Origin of the sequence: Roseomonas sp. AR75, from assembly GCF_005222815.1 — a bacterium.
Taxonomy (GTDB): Bacteria; Pseudomonadota; Alphaproteobacteria; order Acetobacterales; family Acetobacteraceae; genus Falsiroseomonas.
Map to the genome: position 1 here is coordinate 1,498,010 of NZ_STGB01000001.1, position 20,255 is coordinate 1,518,264.

Consider the following 20,255-nt stretch of genomic DNA (forward strand, 5'->3'; position numbering starts at 1 on the left):
CACAGCCGCTGCGTATCTCCTGCACATGACGAGGAGAGCGCAACGCATGTCGAACCCGGTCCCGTTGCTGCCGCTTGCCCTCGCCGGCGCGCTGGTGCTGGGCCCGGCGGACCCCGCCTCCGCCGCACCGGCCAAGGCGGATGGATGGCAGGATGCCTCGGTGCAGCTCGTGGATGGCCGGGACCGCGGGCGCGGCCGCGGGTACGGCCATGGCCGTAGCTGGGGGCCGCCGCCGCGGGCGTACTATCCGCCGCCGCGCGTCTACTACCCGCCTCCGCGCTACTACGCGCCGCCGCCGCCGGTGGTGTACTACCCGCCGCCGCCGCGCTACTACTATCCGCCGCCGCCCCCGCCGCCAGGCGTCGGCCTCTACTTCCGCTTCTGACGCGGCGTCACGCCGGCCAGCGCCGCACCGCGACGCTGGCCGCGCGGATGCGGTCCCAGTCATAGGTCACGCCGAGGCCCGGGCCGGAGGGCACCGGGAAGCAGCCATCGGCGCCAATCGCGTCGATCTCCTCGCTGTAGTCGCAGGCGAAGACCGGCGGGATGGGATTGCGCCGCCCCGGCGCGAGAAGCGACAGCTCGTAGAAGTTCGTGTTGCGGATCGCTGCCATGCAGTGGCGCTGCGCCGGCCCGGCGCCGTGCAGTTCCACGTCGATGCCGAAGGCCTCGGCGAGATGCGCGGTCTTCATGGTGCCGGTGATGCCGCCATCGTATTCCGGATCGGCGCGCAGGAAGTCGGTCGCACCCTCCTGCACCCAGGCAACCTTCGCTTCCAGCGTGCGCACATGCTCCGTCAGCAGCAGGGGCGTACGCAGCTTCTCCCGCAGGCGCCGATGCGCCGTCGGCGCGGTGCCCATGTCGGCGAAGGGATCCTCGTACCAGAAGCAGCGCGCGTCATCGCAGGCGTGGCCCAGATGCAGCGCGTCGGCCCAGCTCGCCAGCGTGCAGGCGGGATCGATCATGAGCGCCATCGAATCGCCGATCGCGCGCCGAACATGCAGCAGGTTCGCCGCCTCCTCGCGCGGATCGCCCTCGCCCCAGCCATGGATCTTGAAGCCGGGATAGCCGAGGTCGCGGCACTGCTGCGCGAAGGCCGCGAAGGCCTCCTTCGAGGACAGCACGCCCACGCGATCCGCATGAGTGGTGCTGGCATAGGTCGGCAGCCTCTCGCGGTAGCCGCCGAGCATCCGCGCGATGGACTGGCCGCTCGCCTTCCCCGCCAGGTCCCACAGGCAGACATCGATGGCGGAGAGACCGATCGCGCCGAGATGGCGCTGCGACCAGCGCAGCGCGTGCCAGATGCCCTCCCGCGCGAAGGCATCGCGCCCGATCAGCCGCGGCGCCAGCGCCGCCACCTGCGGCACGATAGCTGGGTTCTTCCCGCTGTGCCCCGGCACGTATTCGCCGCGATGCCCGTCCGCCGTCTCGATGACGATGCAGAAGGCCGGCACGGTCTGCTGCCCGGTCGGATGCGGGCAGAGCGCGCCGTGATGATCGCGCCCGAAGCCCTCCACGACATAAGTGAACTCGTGCAATTCAACGCGGGAGATGCGGCTCATTCCGCGCGGATTCCCGCCTCGCGGATCACCTGGCCCCAGCGCGCGAATTCGGCGCGCTGGAAGGCGCCGAATTCCGCCGGCGTGTTGCCCACGGGATTGGCGCCGAGCTCGCGGATGCGCGCCGCCACCTCCGGCCGGCGGATCGCGGCACCCGCGGCCTCGCCGAGCTTCGCGACGATCGCGGGATCGGTGCCCGCCGCAACGAACAGCCCGTACCAGGTGAGCGAGGTCGCGCCCGGCAGGCCGAGCTCCGCCATGGTCGGCACGTCCGGCAGCAGGTGGCTGCGCTGCTCCGAGGTGACGGCCAGCGCGCGCAGCTTGCCCTCCCGCACCATCGGCAGCAGCGCCAGCGGGTCGCCGAAGGTCAGGTTCACGCGATTCGCCAGCAGGTCCGGCAGCACCTGCGCGAAGCCGCGGGTGTAGTTCACGATCTCGAACCGCACGCCGGCGGCGCGCTCGAACAGCACGGCCGAGAGATGCTGCGAGGATCCCATGCCGCCGGTCGCCGCGATGATCCGGCCCGGCGAGGCCGCCGCCATCGTGCGCAGCGCCGCGACGCTATCGATGCCGGTGTCCGGATTCACCACCAGAAGCTGCGGCACGGTCGCGATCAGCGTGATCGGCGCGAAATCCGTCACCGCGTCATAGGGCGTGCGCGGATAGATGTGCGGGTTGGTGCCGTGTGTGGAGAAGGTGCCGGTCAGGATCATCCCGCCATCCTTCGGCCCCTTCGCCACCATCTCCGCGGCGATGCCGCCATTCGCGCCGGTGCGGTTCTCCGCGACAAAGGGCTGGCCGAGCGCCGCGCCGAGCTGCTCGGCCATCAGGCGGGAGAGGATGTCGGTCGCCGCGCCGGGGGCGAAGGGGATGACCACGCGCACCGGGCGCGTCGGATAGCCCTGCGCGCGGGCCATGCCCGGCAGCGCGGCGCCGAGCGCGAGCCCGGCCGCCAGATGGCGTCGCGTGATCATGGAGACACGTCCCTTCCCTCGGCGCCGCCTTGGCTGGCGGCCTCGTGCGATCATGCTGTCAGACAGCTTGGCAGGCAAGCTGCTTCACAAGCAGGGCTGCGGCGTGCCACAGCTTGCCCATGTCACAGACCTTCCCGGCCCAGGCGCCGGTCCGCCGGCTGCGCCTCTACGAGGAGATCGCCGGCCGCATCGCCGACCACATCCGCGACCGCGACATCCCCGTCGGCGGCCGGCTCCCCGCAGAGAGCGAGATCGCCCGCAGCCTCGGCGTCAGCCGCCCCGCCGTACGGGAGGCGATCGTGGCGCTGGAGACCGCCGGCATCGTCATCGCCCGCTCCGGCGGCGGCCTGTTTGTGCTGCGCCGGCCGCGCCGCGGCTCCCCCCTGCCCTGGGCGCGCCGCGGCGACCCCGGCCCCGGCCCGCGCGAGCAGTTGCGTGCCCGCCAGCTCGTCGAGCCGGAGATCGCCGCCGAGGCCGCCCGCCGCGCCACCCCGGCGAAGATCGCTGCCCTCGACCAGGCCGCGCGGGCCATCGCCGCCGCGGCCGCCGCGGGCCTGCCTTTCGCCGAGGAGGCGGTGGAGTGGCACATCCAGCTCGCCGAGGCCGCCGGGGTCGGTCCGCTGGCGGCGTTCCTGCCCCGCCTGCTCGACAGCAGCCAGCACGCGATGTGGCGCCTCATCCGCGCCCGGTCGGAGACCGACGAGCAATGCTCCGCCCGAACCGGCATGCGGGAGAGGCTGGTCGCCGCGCTGCGCGCCCGCGACGCGGAGGAAGCGCGGCGGCTGATGCGGGCGCATCTCGATGCGGTCGAGGCCGCCGTCTTCGGAGAGCCCGAGGGGCTGTAGCCGCCGCCTTCCCCTGGCAGGATCGGCCGCGTGTGCACCGTGATCCTGCTGCGCCGGCCCGGCGATGCCTGGCCCCTGATCCTGGCGGCGAACCGCGACGAGCGGCTCGAACGCGCCTGGGACCCGCCGGCCGCGCATTGGCCGGAGCAGCCGAGCCTGGTCGGCGGGCGCGACCGGACAGGCGGCGGCACCTGGATGGCGATGCGCAATGGCGTGGTGGCCGCGGTGCTGAACCGGCCTGGCAGCCTGGGACCGGCGCCGGGGAAGCGCTCGCGTGGGGAGTTGCCGCTGATCGCGCTGGAAGGCACCACGGCCGCCGATGCGGCTGCCGCGATCGCCGCACTGGAAGCCGCCGCGTGGCGCCCCTTCAACATGGTGGTGGCCGATGCGCGGGACGCCTTCTTCCTGCGCGGCCTGGGCGAGGGAAGGCCGGAGGCGGTGGCCTTGGAGGCGGGCATCAGCATGGTGACCGCGCATGATCCGAACGACCTGACGAGCCCGCGCACCGCCCGCCACCTGCCACGCTTCCGCGCCGCGCCGGCACCCGATCCCGGGCGCGGCGATTGGGCGGTGTGGGAGGCGCTGCTGGCGGATGACAGCGTCGGCACGGCAGGCATCGGCGCCGCGCTGAACGTCCCGCCGGTGAACGGCTTCGGCACGGTCTGCTCCAGCCTTGTGGGGATGGACGCGACCGGCGCGGTGCAATGGCGGTTCTGCCGCGGCCGCCCGGCGCCGGGCGGCTTCCTCCCCTTGCCGTCGGAGCGCACGCCATGACCCGGCGCTCCGGCCACCGTGGCGCGCCCGCGGCCCCGTCAGACCAGCATGATGTCGCCGAGCGAGAGCGCCGGCAGCCCGAGTAGTGCCGCGATGCGCACCGGCGCATCGCCGCCCTGGCCGTCGGCATCGAAGAACATCATCCCGGTCGCCGTGTTGTAGATGAATTGCGCCGTGCCGCTCGCCGCGGTGCTCCCGTTCCCGACCCGCGCGACGAACTGCGCCGCCTCCAGATCGCCAGGCGAGGCAAAACCGAAACCCGCGGCCGAGACGGCGATACGGTCCTCGCCGGGCGTGAAATCCGCGATGCGGTCCGCGCCATCGCCGGGCAGGTCGTAGCGGAACCAGTCGGCCCCCGCCCCGCCCAGCAGCAGGTCGGCGCCTGCACCGCCCAGCAGCGTGTCCTCGCCGCCGCCGCCGGCGAGCATGTCCGCGCCATCGAGGCCTCTGAGCAGGTTCGCCGCGGCATTGCCGTGCAGCGCGTTGCCGCGCGCATCACCGGTGCCGGACAGCGGCATCGTGCCGCCCTGGCGGAGGATCTCGACATGCCCGGGCATGATGAGGTCGACGAAGGCCACGACGACGTCGCGCCCCTCGCCCGCCGCCTCGATCACGCGATCGCCGGCGTGATCCACGCGGTAGCGGTCGTTGCCTGCGCCGCCCTGCGCCGTGTCCGCGCCGGCGCCGCCATTCAGCAGGTCGTTCCCCTCCCCGCCGGAGAGGCTGTCCGTGCCGCCACCGCCGCCGAGCAGATCGTCGCCCTCGTCGCCGGACAGCGTGTCGCTGCCGCCGAGTCCGATCAGCGTGTCGGCGCCGCCAAGTCCGACCAGCGTGTCGGCCGCCGCCGTGCCGGTCAGCAGGTTGTCCGCCTCGTTGCCGATGGAGCCGCCGGTCGAATCCTCGATGAGGATGGTCAGGGAGCCCAGGCTCCCATCGAGCGTCGCCACGGAAATCACGTCGTACAGCGCCTCGCCCGGCGCCAGCGCCTGCACGGCGGGGTTGGTCTCATCCAGCAGATAGGTCCAGAAGCCGGACTTCGCGCTGACCAGGCTGAAGGTGCCATAGGTCGTGGCGACGCCCGTCTGTAGCACGAAGCGCGCCTCGGGCGGCGGGTCGCCGCCGTCGGTGTCGGGATCGGCGATCTGCAGGAAGCCGCCGGCCGCCGGCTGCACGCCCTCCCGCACCACGGCAATCCGGTCGCTGGTGATCGTCGCTGCGTCGTTGGCGCCGGTGACGACGACCTGCAAGGCCTGCCCGACCGATCCGCCGCGCCCGTCCAGGATGTCGTAGGTGATGTCGAAGATGCGGCCACCGCGCGCGGGAATGCCCTGGAAGATCGCGGCGCTGCGGTCCAGCGTCAGAGTCGTGCCGCTGACGGTGAGCCCCTCGCCCAGCCCACGCACATGCGCGACGGAGAGCGCGTCCCCGTCGGCATCGGCCGCGCCGGCGAGCAGGTCGATGACCTCCACGCCGGTGTCCTCGAAGGCGGCATAGCGCCGCGTGCCCGCGACGGTCGGCGCGGCGTTGGGCGTGGGCGAGACCGCGTCGAGGATATCCTGGCGGTCGAGCAGCGTGCCGCCGATGTCGAGGACCTCGATCCCCTTCGCGCCCCCCAGGAAATGGTCCCGCAGCGTGACGGTCTCGGCACCGACCGCAAGGCGCAGATCGTCGCCGACGCGCGAGAGCGCCACGCCCGCCGGCGTCACGCCGGCGAGCTGCAGCGTGTCGGTCTCCGCCGATACGGCGAAGAAGCTGGAGCGCGCCGGCCCGTCCTCGATGATCAGGTCGTCGCCGTCGCCCGGCGCCCAGACATAGAGGTCGGCGCCGCCCCGTCCCATGAGCGTGTCGGCGCCGCCGCCGCCGGACAGGGTGTCGGCATCGCGACCGCCGGTCACCTCGCTGGCCTGCGCGTCTCCGCGGAACTCGAAGGGAAGGCCGCCAGCGACGAAGTTCTCCTGGAGACGCCGCAACTCGAAACGCTCGAAGCCGGTGAAGACGGCGCCCGCCAGTGCGCCGGCGTTGTTCGCCTGGTCCGTCAGGTCCAGCACGGTGATTGCGCGCGGCGTGATGACCAGCAGGTCGCTGCCCGCCCCGCCTTCCGCCGTGACCGGATCGGTGATGGCGTTGGCTCGCATCCAGAGCGTGTCGTCGCCGCCGCCCATGTCGATGTCGAGCGCGCCTGCACCGACCTGAAGCTGTTGCGGCGCGTCGTCGCCCCGGAACACCAGGCCGCCGAAGCTGTTGCCGAAGTCGCTGCCAACGGCGAAGACCTCGAAGTTCAGGAAGCGGCTGTCGCGGAACATGCCGGCGTTGTTCGCCTGGTCCAGCAGGTCGAGCACGTTGCCGTCCCGGTCATACTGGAACAGCAGCGCGTCCAGGCCGGCGCCGCCGTCGATGGTCGCGCCGGCGAGGGACGGGATGACATCGGCGAGCGAGTAGAAGCCAACGATGTCGTCGCCGCCGCGCGCGTCGATCACCACGCCCGCCGTCTCGCTGCGCGCATCGCCGATGATGTTCGACCCGTCCGTGCCGAGCACCGTGTCGCCCGGCTCCAGGCCGAACACGTTCTCGACGCTGGTGAGCGTCAGGGTACCGCCATAGGGGTTGGCGCCGGTGCCCGCGGCAAGGTCCACGAACAGCGGCTGCACCCGCGGGCTGGCGCCGGCGAAGCCGAATTCGGGCGCGAAGGAGAGCCCGTCGCGCCCTTCCCCGCCATCGTAGACGAGGTCGCCCGGGTCGAACTTGACCAGCATGTTCGGACCGTCGCCGAAGGTCACGGTGTCGTTGCCGGAGCCCGCCACCGCGGCGTCGAAGGGGCCATCGCCCTCGATCAGCGTGTCGCCGGTGGCCAGCCTGGCGAACATGGCGTAGCGCAGGCCGGCCTCGTTGCTCGCCATCGCGGCGAAGAAGGCCACCGCGTCCACGGGCGTCAGGTCGTAGCTGGCCGAGAGCAGGCGCCCGAATTCGTCGCGGAGGACAAGCGCGGTGACCTGCCCGCCAGTGACCGTCAGGTTGCCCGGGCTGCCGGCGGCGGTCAGGCCCGGCCCGAAGGCCTCGAACCAGACCGTATTGTTGCCGATGCGTCCCTGAAGGCCGTTGTTGCCCTGGATGGCCGCGCGCAGCTTGTCGATGTCTTCGATGGGCCAGAAGAGCGCGATCATGGGCGAGATGGCCGCGCTCACCACCACGCCGACATTGATGCTGGTGTCGGAGGCCTTCTCCTCTTCCGTGGAGAGCTCAAGCAGCCGCTTCTCCAACTCGGGATCCGGCTGAGGCCGGAGCTTGTCCATCGCCTCCTGCAACGCCGCGAGCTCGGCCAGCGACACCGCGGGGATATCGACCAAGACCTGCGTCCCCATGGCGCTTCTCCTTCCCCCGCATCCGTTGGGTGAGCCCGGCACGAGGCGGGCCCGCCCGTCCGTCGCCGGCAGGCAAGATTAGCTGCAAACGGAGGCGTTCGTTGCAAGACTCGGCCATTGGCGCGGCGCGGCCCCCGGTTTCGTATTCAACCTGGGAATGACATGCCTCCGCCGGCCGCCGCGCGGCCTGCATGCCCCCTGCCCGCGGCCGGCGTGGCGGCGCCCGGCGGGGCCTGCTATACGCCAGCCCGGCCTGCCGGGGCGCCCACGCCCCGCGGCCTCGTGCGCCCGCCCGGACGGCTCCGGGGCCCGGGCGCGCGGCAGAGACAGGAGTTCCCCCCGCCATGGCGCGCCGCCGTCAGGTCTATGAGGGCAAGGCGAAGGTCCTCTTCGAGGGACCCGAGCCCGGCACCCTCGTGCAGTATTTCAAGGACGACGCGACCTCCGGCAACGGCGCCAAGAAGGGCACCATCACCGGCAAGGGCGTGCTGAACAACCGCATCAGCGAATACCTGATGACGCGGCTGAACGAGATGGGCGTGCCCACCCATTTCATCCGCCGCCTCAACATGCGCGAGCAGCTGATCCGCGAGGTGGAGATCATCCCGCTCGAGGTCGTGGTGCGCAACGTCGCGGCCGGCAGCCTCTCCACCCGCCTCGGCATCCAGGAAGGCACGCGGCTGCCGCGATCGATCATCGAGTTCTACTACAAGAACGACCAGCTCAACGACCCGATGGTGTCGGAGGAGCACATCACCTGCTTCGGCTGGGCCAGCACGCAGGACATCGACGACATCGTCGCGCTGACGCTGCGCGTGAACGACTTCCTCTCCGGCCTCTTCCTCGGCGTCGGCATCACGCTGGTGGACTTCAAGCTGGAATTCGGCCGCCTGTGGGAGAACGAGGACATGCGCATCGTCCTCGCCGACGAGATCAGCCCCGACAATTGCCGCCTGTGGGACGCCAAGACCGGCGAGAAGATGGACAAGGACCGCTTCCGCCGCGACCTCGGCAAGGTCGAGGAAGGCTACCAGGAAGTGGCGCGTCGCCTCGGCATCCTGCCCGAAGCCGGCGTGCGCGACCTCAAGGGGCCGGAGACGGTGCAGTGACATCCGGTCGTCGCAGGGCGCAGCGGAACGCGAGCACCGGAGACGTGAATCGGATGTCCGGACCATGAAGGCGCGCGTGTATGTCATGCCCAAGGCGGGCGTGCTGGACCCGCAGGGCAAGGCGATCGGCCATGCCCTGGAAGGCCTCGGCTTCGAAGGCGTCGGCGAGGTGCGCGCGGGCAAGGTGATCGAGCTCGACCTGGCCGAGACCGACGCCGCCAAGGCCAAGGCCGTGGCCGAGGAGATGGCGCGGCGGCTGCTGGCCAACACGGTGATCGAAAGCTTCCGGGTCGAGGTGCTCTGACCGCCGATGGTCAAGGCCTCGGTCCTCATCGTCATCGTCCTGACCGTGCTGATCGCCATGGGCCTGCGCTGGCGCGAGCAGCGCATGCCGCAGGTGGCGCAGCAGAAGCGGCTCGGCCTGATCGGGCGCGGCAAGAAGGGCCTGGACCGCTGGGTGACCGCGGCCGCGCTGGCGGTGGTCGCCACGCTGGTGACGCTCGGCGGACTGCACTGGCTGCGCGTGTGGATGGAGTAGGGGCATCCGATGACCGGAGGGCGGAGCGCGTGAAACGAGCGAGCACCGGAGGTCTGAATCGGATGCCGCGCGGAGCGCAAGCATCCGATGACCGGAGGGCGGAGCGCGTGAAACGAGCGAGCACCGGAGGTCCGAAGCGAATGCCGCGCGGAGCGCACACATGAAGGCGGTGGTCGTCGTTTTCCCCGGCACCAACCGCGAGCGCGACATGGCGATCGCGCTGGAACGCGCTGCGGGCCGCAAGCCCGTGATGCTGTTCCACCGCGAGACGGCGCTGCCGCAGGGCACCGACCTGGTCGTGCTGCCCGGCGGCTTCTCCTATGGCGACTACCTCCGCTGCGGCGCGATGGCCGCGCAGTCGCCGATCATGCGCGAGGTCGCGGCCTTCGCCGCGAAGGGCGGCCATGTGCTCGGCGTCTGCAACGGCTTCCAGATCCTGTGCGAGGCCGGCCTGCTGCCCGGCGCGCTGCTGCGCAATGCCTCGCTGCGGTTTCTCTCCATGGACTGCCACATGCGGGTGGAGCGCGCGGGCACGCCCTTCACGGCGCATTGGCAGCAGGGCGCAGTGTTCCGCGCGCCCATGGCGCATGGCGACGGCAATTTCTTCTGCGACGATGCGACGCTGGCGCGCCTTGACGACGAGAACCTGGTCGCCTTCCGCTACTGCACGGCGGAGGGCACGGTGACGCAGGCCGCAAACCGCAACGGCGCGCGCGACAACATCGCCGGCATCCTCTCGCCCAATCTCCGCGTCTGCGGCCTGATGCCGCACCCCGAAGACCTGGTGGATCCGCTGATGGGCGGCGAGGACGGGCTGCCGATGTTCACCGCGCTCGCGGCAACGCTGCAGGCGGCGTAGCGCGCCTCATACCCGGCGGACGAAGGTTTCACCTTCGTGCCTCAAACGCCGGCGCTCCGCTTGGTTTCGCCGCATAAGCGGCGGGCCGCGTTCGCAGCGTCGCCCGCCTTCTGCGGGCGCAGGTCAGAACGTCGTGCGCCAGGTTTCATTCCACCCGCACCGCTTCCACCCGGCGGTTCAGCGCGCGGCCGGCCTCGGTGTTGTTGTCGGCGATCGGCTCGTTCTGCCCGCGGCCATCGGTGACGATGCGGTCGGCCGAGATGCCGTTCCGCACCAGCCAGGCCCGCACCGCCTGCGCCCGGCGCTGGCTCAGCGGCATGTTGATCGCCGGCCCGCCCTGGTTGTCGGTATGGCCGACCAGCCGCAGCCGCAGCGCCGGATCGGCCTCCAGCGCTTCCTGCACCTGCGCCAGGATCGGCGCGACCGAGGCCTCCAGCTCCGCCGAGCCCGTACGGAAGGTGACGTAGAGCGATACGCGCCCCGTGCGCCGCAGCGAATCCGCCACCGGCGCCTGCACCGGCGCCGCCGCCGCCACGCGCTGCGCGCCTTCGAAGCGGAAGCTCGAGCGGTAGTCGCCGAAGGCCATGCTCTGCACGCCGTTGCGGCTGCTGCCGGCATAGCGCGGCTCGCCCGGCAGCATCCGCACCGTCACCGCGCCCCCGGTCACCGGCACCACACCGGCATGGCGCGCGGCGCGGCAGACGGCGCTGTCGCCGGTATAGGGACCGCTGCCCCACACGGCCGAACCGCGCAGCACCGCCTCCCCGGTGCAGACGCATTGCAGCGTCTCGTCGGTGTTGGCGTAGGCGCTCATCGTGTCCGGGCAGATCTGCGGCCCGGCGGTGACGCCGACGAAGGCATAGCTCGCGCCGTAATCGGGGTAGTCGATGCTCTGCACGCCGTTGCGCGTGGTGCCGGGATAGCGCGGCCGGCCCGGCGCCATGCGCAGCGTCACCAGCCCGCCGCGTCGCGTCACCGCGCCGGCATGCAGCGCCGCCGCGCAGACCGCGCTGTCCGCGGTGTAGATGTCCGTCCCCCAGACGCTGCCGCGGGGCTGCGAGACCTCCGGGCAGGTGCAGGCAAGCTGTTCGGTCGTGCCGGCATAGGCGGTCATGTCGTCGGGGCATGGCTGCGGGCCGGTGGCGACGGGCACGCCGTCGAAGGCGAAGCTGGCGCGGTAGTCGCCGAAGCTCATGCTCTGGATGCCGTTGCGCGTGCTGCCGACGTAGCGCGGCTCGCCCGGCAGGATGCGCAGCGTCACCGTCCCCCCGCGCCGCGTCACGGCGCCGGCATGCAGCGCGGCGGTGCAGATGCCGCTATCCGCCGTGTAGGGTCCGCTGCCCCAGATCGCGGAGCGCGCGGTGCTGGTCTCCGGGCAGGTGCAGGTGATGGACTGGCCCTTGCCGACGAGGTCGAGCGCATTGTTGGGGCAGGGCTGCGGCGCAGCGGTGACCGGCGCGGGGGCGGCCGGCGGCGTGGCCGGCGCGGTCACGGCCGGCGACGTGGGCGGCGGCGCAGCGGCCCCGCCCTTGCCCTTGCCATCCTGCGCCAGCGCGACGGCCGGCAGCAGCAGAAGAACGCCCAGCAGATGCCGCATGGACAGGGTTCCGTTCGCGCCGGCCGCGCATCGGGCGCGGCCTTCGGCACGCACAGATTGCCACCCTTCGCGCCGCCCCGCGCGCCTTTTCCACTGCACATCCGCGCGAATCCGCATCATTCTCCCCGTCGCCGTCCCGCGGTTGCCGCCGCCGCGCGCCCGCAGCAGGATCGGCATGGCAGCACAAGGGTCAGCGGGCGATGACGGCTTTCCTGCGGGAACGCGAGATGGGCTTCGATGCCTCGCGCCTCGGCTTCCCGAGCGTCGCGAACTGCCTGGCGCTCTGCTACGTCACGCCCAACGGCCTGTTTGGCCTGCACAACAACGGCGCCATGACGCCCCAGACGCGCGCCGAGCGCGCCACCGCCTTCGGCAACTGGGTGATGAACCACGCGAATTATGCGAAGGGCACGCGGCTTTATGGCGTGACCTTCGCCGCGAACAACCGCTACTCGGCCTCGCCCGACGCGGAATGGGCCGAGGAGCTTGCGGTCTTCGCCACCGCGCTCGGCTTCAGTGGCAAGCTGCGCGGCTACGACCTGCGCAACGGCGTCACCACCAACTCGGCCTATGTCGAGTATCGCTGGGCCGGCGAGAAGGCCGAGATCTGGTACGCCCCCTGGACCAACCAGGCCATGACCACCGGCCCCGCGACGAACCCCACCTTCCAGGGCTTCATCGCCAACCGCCGCATCGGCGGCAACGACCTGGTGCTGCTCGAACAGAAGCCGGCGGTGGTGACGTCCGTGGCGATGGGTGCGCTGACGCGGGCGCATTCGGTGCGGCTGCGGGGGTGAGTGGGCGGGGCTGACGCGCACGGCTCAGCGCGGGGCGTTCCCGCTCTCCTGCAACCGCGCCTCCAGCTGCGCCGCCGGCTCCGCGCGGTCGCCCTTCAGCGCCTCGTCATGCCGCCGGTCGGGTTGCGCGACGCGACGGCCGTCGGGCCAGTCGATCATCCGGCCTTCAGACTGGCCGGCCGAGCCGCCGCAGGATGACGAGGCCAGCCAGCGTGACGATGGCGAGGTGCCCGAACGCCAGCGCCCAGCCCGTCGCGCCGGTCCCGGCGAGGTCGAGCGCCAGGCCGACGCCGATAGGCCCCATCAGGCCGCCCGCGTAGCCGCACATGCTGTGCAGCCCCATCGTTGCGCCGCGCCGCTCCTTCGCCGCCGCCTGCACGGTGCCCGCGGTCAGCGCCGAGCTGTCAAGGTAGATCGCCGCGTTCCAGACCAGCACGCAGAGCGCGGCCAGCGGCGCCGAGACCAGCAGCGACCAGCCCGCCAGCAGCGACAGGGCCGCGGCGCCGCCCATCGCGGCCGCCACCACGCGCGGCCGCCCGAAGCGTTGTGCCGTCTCGTTCCCCGTGATCGAGAAGGCGATGCCGACAAGGCCAGCCGCGGTGAACAGCACGCTTGGTCCGGGCAACCAGGCCGGGGTACCATGCAGGGCGACAGCGGTGGCGAGGAAGGTCACGCCCCAGGCCCGAAGCGCGGCCAGTTCCCAGGTATGCACCGTGTAGCCGGCGATCCAGGCCATCGCCGCCCGGTTGCGCAGCACGGGCCGGAAGTCGAGCAGGGCTGCCGGTGCCACGACGGGGCGCGGCACCGCCCGCGGCATCGCCGCCAGGCCGATCGCAAAGGCCACCGCCGCGCACGCAGCGCCGAAAGCGAAGGCGGCGGGCGGCCCGCCGAGACTGTCGAGCGTGCCGGCCACGGCAAAGGACGCCGCGCCGGCGATGCCCACCCCGGCGGCGTGCCAGCTGACGGCCCGGGACTGCGCGTCCCCTTCCAGCCGGTCGGCGATGGCCTTCAGCCCCGGCATGTAGCACCCCGCCCAGCCGACGCCGGCGAGCGCGCGCAGCGCCAGCCCGCTCCAGAAACCGTCGGCAAGCAGGGCGAAGCCCAGGTGCGACAACGCCGTGGCGCCAGCGCCGAGCAGGTAGACCCGCCGCGCCGGCACGCGGTCCGTCAGCGCGACCAGCACCGGCACGGCCGCCACATAGGCCCCGAAGAAGGCCCCGATCAGCCAGCCTGCCTCCGTGGCCGAGAGCGACCACGCATGCAGGTAGTGCGGCAGCAGCGCGGGCAGGATGAAGGCACCGATCTGCACCAGCACCTGGGCCGCCACCACCGCGGCCGTGAACCGGGCAGCGGGCGAGAGGCTTGTCGGGGAGAGCACGGGCCGATCCTAGGCGCGGTGCCGGAACGGGAACACCCGGCCTTGGCCTGCTTCGGCCCGTCCGCCGGGCCCGAGACGAGCAGGAATGATCTGCCGGCGCCAGCGCGCGCGAGCGCTGCACGGGGCGGCCTGGCCACATCGCCGCGGAGCGACTCTACATTTCAGGACACGGAATTTATGCCTATACTGCCTGATGGTCGAAGCCGCCCGCCTCCTGGTCCGCACGTGCGTGCCGATTTTCCCCACGGCAGGCCCGCGACTCTGTCCGAAACGCGCCCCTTCCGCCGACCCCGGTGACGTTGTCCGAAAACGCGCCCCCGCCCCAGCTTCCCCGCGCTGGACACCGCGCGCGCCCGGCCTGACAACACGCCCATGTCGCCCGCCCCGCTCGACCCCACCCGCGCCCAAAAACTCTCGGCCGAGTTCGGCCTCAAGCCCGACGAATACGACCGCGTGCTCGCCATCCTCGGCCGCACGCCCTCGCTGACCGAGCTCGGCATCTTCTCGGTCATGTGGTCGGAGCATTGCTCCTACAAATCCTCCCGCGTCTGGCTGCGCACCCTGCCGACCAAGGCGCCCTGGGTCATCCACGGCCCCGGCGAGAATGCCGGCGTCATCGCCATCGGCGACGGCCTCGCCGCCATCTTCAAGATGGAGAGCCACAACCACCCCAGCTTCATCGAGCCCTACCAGGGTGCGGCCACCGGCGTCGGCGGCATCCTCCGCGATGTCTTCACCATGGGCGCCCGGCCGATCGCCAACCTCAACGCGCTGCGCTTCGGCGCACCGGACGCGCCGCGGATGAAGCGCATCGTGGATGGCGTGGTGCGCGGCATCGGCGGCTACGGGAATTGCGTCGGTGTGCCGACCGTCGGCGGCGAGGTCAATTTCCACCCCGCCTACAACGGCAATCCGCTGGTCAACGCCATGACCGTCGGCATCGCCCCCGCCGACCGGATTTTTCTCTCGGCTGCCGCGGGCATCGGGAATCCGGTCGTCTATGTCGGCTCCAAGACGGGGCGCGACGGCATCCATGGCGCCACCATGGCCAGCACCGAATTCTCCGCCGACACGGAGGAAAAACGCCCGACCGTGCAGATCGGCGACCCCTTCGTGGAGAAGCTGCTGATCGAGGCCTGCCTGGAGCTGATGGCCACCGACATGATCGTCGCCATCCAGGACATGGGCGCGGCCGGCCTGACCAGCAGCAGCGTCGAGATGGCCGGCAAGGGCGGCGTCGGGATCGAGCTCGCGCTCGACAACGTTCCCCAGCGCGAGACCGGCATGACCGCCTACGAGATGATGCTGTCGGAATCCCAGGAACGCATGCTGATGATCCTCAAGCCCGGCCGCGAGGCCGAGGCCGAGGCGATCTTCCGCAAGTGGGAGCTGGATTTCGCCGTCATCGGCCACCTGACGGACACCGGCCGCATCGTCATCCACCACCAGGGCGCGCTGGAGGCCGACATCCCCCTCGCGCCGCTGGAATCGGAAGCGCCGCTCTACCGCCGCCCGACCGCCGAGACGCCGAAGCAGCCCGCGCTGGACGCCGCGACCATCCCCGACCCGGTGGGCGTCGCGCCCGCGCTGGAAACGCTTGTCGCCTCGCTCGACCTCTGCTCGCGCCGCTGGATCTGGGACCAGTACGACAGCACCGTCGGCGGCCAGACCGTGCAGCGCCCCGGCGGCGCCGACGCGGCGGTGGTGAAGCTGGAAGGCCTCAAGCGCGGCCTCGCCATGACCACCGATTGCACCCCGCGCTACTGCCTGGCGGACCCCGAGGAAGGCGGCAGGCAGGCCGTCGCCGAGGCCTGGCGCAACCTGACCGCCGTGGGCGCGCTGCCGCTCGCCATCACCGACAACATGAACTTCGGCAACCCGGAAAAGCCGGAGATCATGGGCCAGTTCGCCGCCGCCGTGCGCGGCATGGCCACCGCCTGCACCGCGCTGGATTTCCCGGTCGTGAGCGGCAATGTCAGCCTCTACAACGAGACGAACGGCGCCGCGATCCTGCCCACGCCGGCCATCGGCGGCGTCGGCGTGCTGGAGGATGCGGCCCAGGCCGTCGGCCTCGCGCTGCAGCCAGGCCTCGACCTGGTGGTGATCGGGCAGACACAGGGCTGGCTCGGCCAGTCGCTCTGGCTGCGCGAGATCGCGGGCCGCGAGGAGGGCGCGCCGCCGCCCGTGGACCTCGCCGCCGAGCGCCGCAACGGCGATTTCGTCCGCGCGCAGATTCTGTCGGGCCATGTCGCCGCCTGCCATGACGTCGCCGATGGCGGCCTGCTGGTGGCGGTGGCCGAGATGGCGATGGGCAGCGGCATCGGCGCCACGCTGGAAGCCCCCGCGGGCCTGCCCCCCCACGCCTTCTGGTTCGGCGAGGATCAGGGCCGCTACGTGCTGGCCGTGGCCGATTCGGCGGCCCTGCTCGCCGCGGCGGCCGCTTCCGGGGTGCCGGCCATGCGGCTCGGCCGCAGCGGCGGCGGGGACTTGGTTCTCGGCGCCGGCTCCTCCATATCCGTGGCGCGGCTGCGGGACGCCCATGAGGGCGCCCTTCCGGCACTGATGGAGGCCGCGGGCTGATGGCCCCGGCGACGAAGGAGCGTCCTGCATGGCGATGAACGCCGCCGAGATCGAGGCGCTGATCAAGTCGGCCCTGCCCGACGCCCAGGTCACTATCGAGGACCTGGCCGGCGACGGCGACCACTACGCCGCCAAGGTCGTCTCCTCCGCCTTCAAGGGCATCTCGCGCGTGAAGCAGCACCAGATCGTCTATGCCGCGCTGCAGGGCCGCATGGGCGGCGCGCTGCACGCGCTCGCCCTGCAGACCAGCGCACCCGATTGACCCGAACCCTGGGAACACAAAGCCGATGACCGAGATCCACGACCGCATCCAGGCGGAGATCACCGAGAACCCGGTGGTGCTCTACATGAAGGGCACGCCCGTCTTCCCGCAATGCGGCTTCAGCGCCCGCGTGGTGCAGATCCTTTCCCACGTCGGCGTGCCCTTCAAGGGCGTGAACGTGCTGGAGGACATGGAGCTGCGCGAGGGCATCAAGGGCTTCACCAACTGGCCGACCATCCCCCAGCTCTACGTCAAGGGCGAGTTCGTCGGCGGCTGCGACATCGTCATGGAGATGTTCCAGTCCGGCGAGCTGCAGAGCCTGCTGGAAGAGAAGGGCGTCGCCGCCAAGGCCTGACGCCCCGCCCGGCGCCGCCTGCGGGCGGCGCCGCGCAACGGATGCAACACGGCGCGCAACGCCGCGACATACCCCGCGCATCCGGCCATGCGATGCTCCTCGCGACAACGAGGACCGCATGGACACCACCGCCGACAGGCGCCCGATCGCGGCGCGCGACCTCACCCTCACCCGCCGCATCGCGGCCTGGCTGGTGGCGCGCGGCGCCTCGGCCGACGGGATCTCGCTGGCCGGCATGGCCGCGGGGCTCGGCGCCGGCCTCTGCCTCGCCGGCACCGCCTGGTGGCCCGGCGCGGCAATGCCCCTCTGGCTGCTCGGCGCGCTGCTCATCCAGCTTCGCCTGGCCGCCAACCTGCTGGACGGCATGGTCGCCATCGGCCGCGGCATCGCCTCCCCCGCCGGGGAACTGTTCAACGAGGTGCCGGACCGCGTCTCGGACACCGCCGTGCTGCTCGGCCTCGGCATCGCCGCTGGCAGCCCGGCGCTGGGCCTGGCCGCGGCGCTGGCGGCGATGGCGACCGCCTATGTGCGTGCCGTCGGCAAGGCTGCCGGCGCGCCGAGCGACTTTCGCGGACCCATGGCGAAGCAGCAGCGCATGGCGCTGGTGACGGCGCTGGGCGTGGCCTGCGCGCTGGCGCCGGCCGCCTGGACCGCGCCGCTGCCCGTCGTGGTGCTCTGGATCATCCTGGCGCTGTCGCTGGTCACGGCCTGGCGGCGGCTTGCCGGCAATTACCGCACGCTGCGCGCGGGAGCCGGCCGATGAGCGCCGCCTTCGCCAGCCCCGTCACCATCTGGATCGTCTCCGCCACCGGCGCGGTGCTCGCCCTGGCGGCGGCCGCCATCGGCTGGCTCTCCGCCAGCGGCCGCGCGAAGCCGGAATTCCGGCGCGAGCTGTGGCTGCGCTTCGGCTCCTGGTGCGTGCTGCTGCCGCTGATGATCGTCCCCGTGCTGGCCGGCCGCGCCTGGACCATCGGCGCCGTCACGCTGCTCGGCCTCGCCTGCTACCGCGAATATGCCCGCGCGACGGGGCTGTTCCGGGAGCGTGTGCTGTCCGCCGTCGTCGCCCTCGGCATCGTCGCCGTGAACTTCGCGGCGCTGGATGCCTGGTACGGCTTCTTCGTGGCGCTCTTCCCGCTGACGGTCTGCGTGCTCGCGGTCGCCTCCATCCCGCTCGACCGGCCGCAGGGCTACGTGCAGCGCGTGGGGCTCGCGGTGCTGGGCTACATGCTTTTCGGCGCAGGCCTCGCACATCTCGGCTTCATGGCAAATGATGCGAACTACCGCCCGCTGGTGCTGCTGCTGCTGACGGCGGTGGCGCTGAACGACTGCGCCGCCTTCACCTGCGGCAAGCTGATCGGCGGCCCGAAGCTGCTGCCGGCGACCAGCCCGAACAAGACCATCTCCGGCGCGCTCGGCGCGGTGGTGGTGACGGGCAGCATCGTCGCGCTGCTGGGCTCCGTGCTGTTCGCGGGCACGCCGATGGGCCAGTGGCACTGGCTGGTGCTGCTCGGCGTGCTGGTGAGCGTCGCGGGGCAGGCGGGCGACCTGATGCTGTCCTCGATCAAGCGCGACATCGGCATCAAGGACATGGGCGCGGTGCTGCCCGGCCATGGCGGCATCCTCGATCGCTTCAATTCGCTGCTGCTGGTCTCGCCGCTGGTCTTCCACCTGGTGCACTACCTTGTGGGGCTGGGGATGGACATGCCCGCGCGGGTGATCACCGGTGGCTGAGATGGATTGGCAGCTTCGCCCCGCCCGCGACCTCGGCCTCGCCCCCGGCGACCGCCTGCGCAGCCTCCGCCGCGAGCGCGGCCTGTTCGGCATGGCGGCGAGCGGCCTCTGGCGCCGGCTGCTGCGCCTCTATTTCCGCCTGTTCCACCGGCTGGAGGTGGAGGGGCGGGAGAACCTGCCGGCGGCGCCCTTCGTGCTGATCGGCAACCACACGAGCCACCTGGATGCGCTGGTGCTGGCGAGCATCCTGCGCGGCGATGTGGCGCGGCGCGCGCATGCGCTGGCAGCCGGAGAAGTGTTCTTCGGTTCCGGCGCGGGTGCGGTGTTGTCCGCCTACGCCATCAACGCCTTCCCGATCTGGCGCGGGAAGACGAAGCGCGGGGAGATGGCGGCGCTGCGGACGCGGCTGGTGGAGGACGGGCTGGTCTATATCCTGTTCCCGGAGGGCACGCGCAGCCGCACCGGAGAGCTGGGCGAATTCCAGCCGGGCCTGGCGATGCTGCTGGCCGGCACCGGCGTGCCGGTGGTGCCGTGCTTCATCGAGGGCGCCTTCGAAGCCTGGCCGGCGACGCGCAAATGGCCGCGGCCAGGGAAGGTGCGGGTGCGGATCGGCGCGCCGGTCTCGATGGAGGGCGACCGCGCCGCGGCGATGGCGGCATGCCGGTCAGCAGTGGTCGCGCTGGATCGCTGAAACGCGAAACGCCGGCCCTGTGAAGGGCCGGCGCTCGAAAAGCGGCACGGTCGATCGTGCCCCCACCCCGGCCCTCCCCCGCATGCGGGGGAGGGAGAAGGTGGCGGGAGGAACAGAATCAGCGGCTGTAGAACTCGACGACCAGGTTCGGCTCCATCTGCACGGGGTACGGCACGTCGGAGAGCTTCGGGGCGCGGAGGATTCGGCCGCGCATCGCGCGGTGGTCGACCTCGAGATACTCGGGCACGTCGCGCTCGCCGGACTGCGTGGCGTCGAGCAGCGCGGTCATCTGCTTCGACTTCTCCTTCACCTCGATCACGTCGGTGTCCTTGACGAGGTAGGAGGGGATGTTGAGCCGCTTGCCGTTGATCGTGACATGGCCGTGGTTCACGAACTGCCGCGCCGCGAAGGGCGTGACGGCGAATTTCATGCGGTAGATCACGGTGTCCAGCCGCCGCTCCAGCAGCTCGATCAGGTTCTCCGAGGTGTCGCCCTTCCGGCGCACGGCTTCCTCGTAATACTTGCGGAACTGCTTCTCGCCGATGTTGCCGTAGTAGCCCTTCAGCTTCTGCTTGGCCATCAGCTGCACGCCGAAGTCCGTGGGCTTCTGCTTGCGGCGCTGGCCGTGCTGGCCGGGGCCGTATTCGCGCTTGGCGACCGGGGACTTTGCGCGGCCCCAGAGGTTCACGCCCAGGCGGCGATTGATCTTGTACTTGGATTCGGCGCGCTTGCTCATGCGCAGCACCTGCCGGGCCTCTCGGCTCCGGTCCTTCGTCTTGCGGGCGCTGAAGCACCCTGGTTGTCCCGGTAGTCCCAGAGAGCCTCTTGGAAGGCCCAAGGGCGGGCG

At 71.7% G+C, this 20,255-nt stretch carries 21 protein-coding genes; 14 read left to right on the forward strand and 7 right to left on the reverse strand.

The genetic code is table 11. The annotated features are described in order from the left end of the window. The first annotated feature begins 46 nt into the window (after positions 1–46). Positions 47–385 carry a hypothetical protein gene (locus E4T13_RS07070; RefSeq protein ID WP_137177485.1) on the forward strand — a complete coding sequence of 113 codons (339 nt, stop codon included), beginning with the start codon at positions 47–49 and terminating at the stop codon, positions 383–385. 7 nt (positions 386–392) lie between these two features. Here E4T13_RS07070 and E4T13_RS07075 read toward each other — a convergent pair whose 3' ends face one another. Both E4T13_RS07075 and E4T13_RS07080 read right to left on the reverse strand, forming a co-directional pair. After that, positions 393–1,562, reverse strand: coding sequence for an enolase C-terminal domain-like protein (locus E4T13_RS07075; RefSeq protein ID WP_137177486.1), 1,170 nt, complete (start codon positions 1,560–1,562; stop codon positions 393–395). Next, entirely contained in the window at positions 1,559–2,533 is a 975-nt protein-coding gene (locus tag E4T13_RS07080) for a tripartite tricarboxylate transporter substrate binding protein (protein ID WP_170984844.1), read from the reverse strand. The genes E4T13_RS07075 and E4T13_RS07080 overlap by 4 nt, the downstream gene beginning before the upstream one ends. Before the next feature lie 119 nt (positions 2,534–2,652). Between E4T13_RS07080 and E4T13_RS07085 the strand changes: the two genes are divergently transcribed. Both E4T13_RS07085 and E4T13_RS07090 read left to right on the forward strand, forming a co-directional pair. Continuing rightward, positions 2,653–3,378, forward strand: a complete 726-nt coding sequence (locus E4T13_RS07085; RefSeq protein WP_137177488.1) for a FadR/GntR family transcriptional regulator — start codon at positions 2,653–2,655, stop codon at positions 3,376–3,378. A gap of 30 nt (positions 3,379–3,408) precedes the next feature. After that, positions 3,409–4,152 carry an NRDE family protein gene (locus E4T13_RS07090; RefSeq protein ID WP_170984845.1) on the forward strand — a complete coding sequence of 248 codons (744 nt, stop codon included), beginning with the start codon at positions 3,409–3,411 and terminating at the stop codon, positions 4,150–4,152. Between the two features lie 38 nt (positions 4,153–4,190). Here E4T13_RS07090 and E4T13_RS07095 read toward each other — a convergent pair whose 3' ends face one another. Then, positions 4,191–7,511: a VCBS domain-containing protein gene (locus tag E4T13_RS07095; RefSeq protein WP_137177490.1), complete on the reverse strand. Its 3,321-nt coding sequence runs from the start codon at positions 7,509–7,511 to the stop codon at positions 4,191–4,193. 344 nt (positions 7,512–7,855) lie between these two features. On the opposite strand from E4T13_RS07095, the gene purC reads away from it, so the two are divergent. The 4 genes from purC to purQ all read left to right on the forward strand — a co-directional run bounded on the left by purC (position 7,856) and on the right by purQ (position 10,017). Further along, positions 7,856–8,620 (forward strand): phosphoribosylaminoimidazolesuccinocarboxamide synthase, encoded by a 765-nt coding sequence (purC, locus tag E4T13_RS07100; RefSeq protein ID WP_137177491.1) that lies wholly within the window; start codon positions 7,856–7,858, stop codon positions 8,618–8,620. Between the two features lie 64 nt (positions 8,621–8,684). Then, complete coding sequence (gene purS / locus E4T13_RS07105) at positions 8,685–8,924, forward strand: phosphoribosylformylglycinamidine synthase subunit PurS (protein ID WP_137177492.1); 240 nt, start codon at positions 8,685–8,687, stop codon at positions 8,922–8,924. 6 nt (positions 8,925–8,930) lie between these two features. Then, positions 8,931–9,158, forward strand: a complete 228-nt coding sequence (locus E4T13_RS07110) for a hypothetical protein (RefSeq protein ID WP_137177493.1) — start codon at positions 8,931–8,933, stop codon at positions 9,156–9,158. Between the two features lie 160 nt (positions 9,159–9,318). Then, the gene (purQ, locus tag E4T13_RS07115) at positions 9,319–10,017 is read left to right on the forward strand and encodes a phosphoribosylformylglycinamidine synthase subunit PurQ (RefSeq protein WP_137177494.1); all 699 of its coding nucleotides are present in this window, start codon (positions 9,319–9,321) and stop codon (positions 10,015–10,017) included. Between the two features lie 145 nt (positions 10,018–10,162). On the opposite strand, the gene E4T13_RS07120 is transcribed toward purQ, so the two are convergent. Continuing rightward, positions 10,163–11,614 carry an LCCL domain-containing protein gene (locus E4T13_RS07120; protein WP_170984846.1) on the reverse strand — a complete coding sequence of 484 codons (1,452 nt, stop codon included), beginning with the start codon at positions 11,612–11,614 and terminating at the stop codon, positions 10,163–10,165. Positions 11,615–11,814: 200 nt separating this feature from the next. Between E4T13_RS07120 and E4T13_RS07125 the strand changes: the two genes are divergently transcribed. Then, complete coding sequence (locus tag E4T13_RS07125) at positions 11,815–12,411, forward strand: hypothetical protein (RefSeq protein WP_137177496.1); 597 nt, start codon at positions 11,815–11,817, stop codon at positions 12,409–12,411. A gap of 24 nt (positions 12,412–12,435) precedes the next feature. On the opposite strand, the gene E4T13_RS30750 is transcribed toward E4T13_RS07125, so the two are convergent. Both E4T13_RS30750 and E4T13_RS07130 read right to left on the reverse strand, forming a co-directional pair. Further along, positions 12,436–12,570 (reverse strand): hypothetical protein, encoded by a 135-nt coding sequence (locus tag E4T13_RS30750; RefSeq protein WP_256370437.1) that lies wholly within the window; start codon positions 12,568–12,570, stop codon positions 12,436–12,438. Between the two features lie 7 nt (positions 12,571–12,577). Further along, complete coding sequence (locus E4T13_RS07130) at positions 12,578–13,789, reverse strand: MFS transporter (RefSeq protein WP_137177497.1); 1,212 nt, start codon at positions 13,787–13,789, stop codon at positions 12,578–12,580. A gap of 372 nt (positions 13,790–14,161) precedes the next feature. Here E4T13_RS07130 and purL point away from each other — a divergent pair, with 372 nt between their 5' ends. The 6 genes from purL (at position 14,162) to E4T13_RS07160 (ending at position 19,408) form a co-directional block, all read left to right on the forward strand. Then, positions 14,162–16,369, forward strand: coding sequence for a phosphoribosylformylglycinamidine synthase subunit PurL (gene purL, locus E4T13_RS07135; RefSeq protein ID WP_137177498.1), 2,208 nt, complete (start codon positions 14,162–14,164; stop codon positions 16,367–16,369). A 28-nt stretch (positions 16,370–16,397) separates the two neighbouring features. Continuing rightward, entirely contained in the window at positions 16,398–16,631 is a 234-nt protein-coding gene (locus tag E4T13_RS07140; protein WP_137177499.1) for a BolA family protein, read from the forward strand. Between the two features lie 25 nt (positions 16,632–16,656). Then, positions 16,657–16,986, forward strand: coding sequence for a Grx4 family monothiol glutaredoxin (gene grxD, locus E4T13_RS07145; RefSeq protein ID WP_137177500.1), 330 nt, complete (start codon positions 16,657–16,659; stop codon positions 16,984–16,986). 118 nt (positions 16,987–17,104) lie between these two features. After that, the gene (locus E4T13_RS07150; protein WP_137177501.1) at positions 17,105–17,749 is read left to right on the forward strand and encodes a CDP-alcohol phosphatidyltransferase family protein; all 645 of its coding nucleotides are present in this window, start codon (positions 17,105–17,107) and stop codon (positions 17,747–17,749) included. Beyond that, positions 17,746–18,717 (forward strand): phosphatidate cytidylyltransferase, encoded by a 972-nt coding sequence (locus E4T13_RS07155; protein ID WP_137177502.1) that lies wholly within the window; start codon positions 17,746–17,748, stop codon positions 18,715–18,717. The genes E4T13_RS07150 and E4T13_RS07155 overlap by 4 nt, the downstream gene beginning before the upstream one ends. A 1-nt stretch (position 18,718) precedes the next feature. Next, positions 18,719–19,408 carry a lysophospholipid acyltransferase family protein gene (locus E4T13_RS07160; protein ID WP_137177738.1) on the forward strand — a complete coding sequence of 230 codons (690 nt, stop codon included), beginning with the start codon at positions 18,719–18,721 and terminating at the stop codon, positions 19,406–19,408. Between the two features lie 118 nt (positions 19,409–19,526). Here E4T13_RS07160 and rpsD read toward each other — a convergent pair whose 3' ends face one another. After that, positions 19,527–20,144 (reverse strand): 30S ribosomal protein S4, encoded by a 618-nt coding sequence (rpsD, locus tag E4T13_RS07165; RefSeq protein ID WP_137177503.1) that lies wholly within the window; start codon positions 20,142–20,144, stop codon positions 19,527–19,529. Between the last annotated feature and the right edge of the window lie 111 nt (positions 20,145–20,255).

Excerpts from the sequence above, each read along its gene's own strand:
- purS (WP_137177492.1), top strand. The coding sequence starts at position 8,685 with ATGAAGGCGCGCGTGTATGTCATGCCCAAGGCGGGCGTGCTGGACCCG.
- E4T13_RS30750 (WP_256370437.1), bottom strand. The coding sequence starts at position 12,570 with ATGATCGACTGGCCCGACGGCCGTCGCGTCGCGCAACCCGACCGGCGG.
- rpsD (WP_137177503.1), bottom strand. The coding sequence starts at position 20,144 with ATGAGCAAGCGCGCCGAATCCAAGTACAAGATCAATCGCCGCCTGGGC.
- E4T13_RS07155 (WP_137177502.1), top strand. The coding sequence starts at position 17,746 with ATGAGCGCCGCCTTCGCCAGCCCCGTCACCATCTGGATCGTCTCCGCC.
- E4T13_RS07125 (WP_137177496.1), top strand. The coding sequence starts at position 11,815 with ATGACGGCTTTCCTGCGGGAACGCGAGATGGGCTTCGATGCCTCGCGC.
- E4T13_RS07150 (WP_137177501.1), top strand. The coding sequence starts at position 17,105 with ATGGACACCACCGCCGACAGGCGCCCGATCGCGGCGCGCGACCTCACC.
- E4T13_RS07070 (WP_137177485.1), top strand. The coding sequence starts at position 47 with ATGTCGAACCCGGTCCCGTTGCTGCCGCTTGCCCTCGCCGGCGCGCTG.
- E4T13_RS07160 (WP_137177738.1), top strand. The coding sequence starts at position 18,719 with ATGGATTGGCAGCTTCGCCCCGCCCGCGACCTCGGCCTCGCCCCCGGC.
- E4T13_RS07075 (WP_137177486.1), bottom strand. The coding sequence starts at position 1,562 with ATGAGCCGCATCTCCCGCGTTGAATTGCACGAGTTCACTTATGTCGTG.
- purQ (WP_137177494.1), top strand. The coding sequence starts at position 9,319 with ATGAAGGCGGTGGTCGTCGTTTTCCCCGGCACCAACCGCGAGCGCGAC.
- E4T13_RS07080 (WP_170984844.1), bottom strand. The coding sequence starts at position 2,533 with ATGATCACGCGACGCCATCTGGCGGCCGGGCTCGCGCTCGGCGCCGCG.
- E4T13_RS07095 (WP_137177490.1), bottom strand. The coding sequence starts at position 7,511 with ATGGGGACGCAGGTCTTGGTCGATATCCCCGCGGTGTCGCTGGCCGAG.
- E4T13_RS07140 (WP_137177499.1), top strand. The coding sequence starts at position 16,398 with ATGGCGATGAACGCCGCCGAGATCGAGGCGCTGATCAAGTCGGCCCTG.
- grxD (WP_137177500.1), top strand. The coding sequence starts at position 16,657 with ATGACCGAGATCCACGACCGCATCCAGGCGGAGATCACCGAGAACCCG.
- E4T13_RS07120 (WP_170984846.1), bottom strand. The coding sequence starts at position 11,614 with ATGCGGCATCTGCTGGGCGTTCTTCTGCTGCTGCCGGCCGTCGCGCTG.
- purC (WP_137177491.1), top strand. The coding sequence starts at position 7,856 with ATGGCGCGCCGCCGTCAGGTCTATGAGGGCAAGGCGAAGGTCCTCTTC.
- E4T13_RS07110 (WP_137177493.1), top strand. The coding sequence starts at position 8,931 with ATGGTCAAGGCCTCGGTCCTCATCGTCATCGTCCTGACCGTGCTGATC.
- E4T13_RS07085 (WP_137177488.1), top strand. The coding sequence starts at position 2,653 with ATGTCACAGACCTTCCCGGCCCAGGCGCCGGTCCGCCGGCTGCGCCTC.
- purL (WP_137177498.1), top strand. The coding sequence starts at position 14,162 with ATGTCGCCCGCCCCGCTCGACCCCACCCGCGCCCAAAAACTCTCGGCC.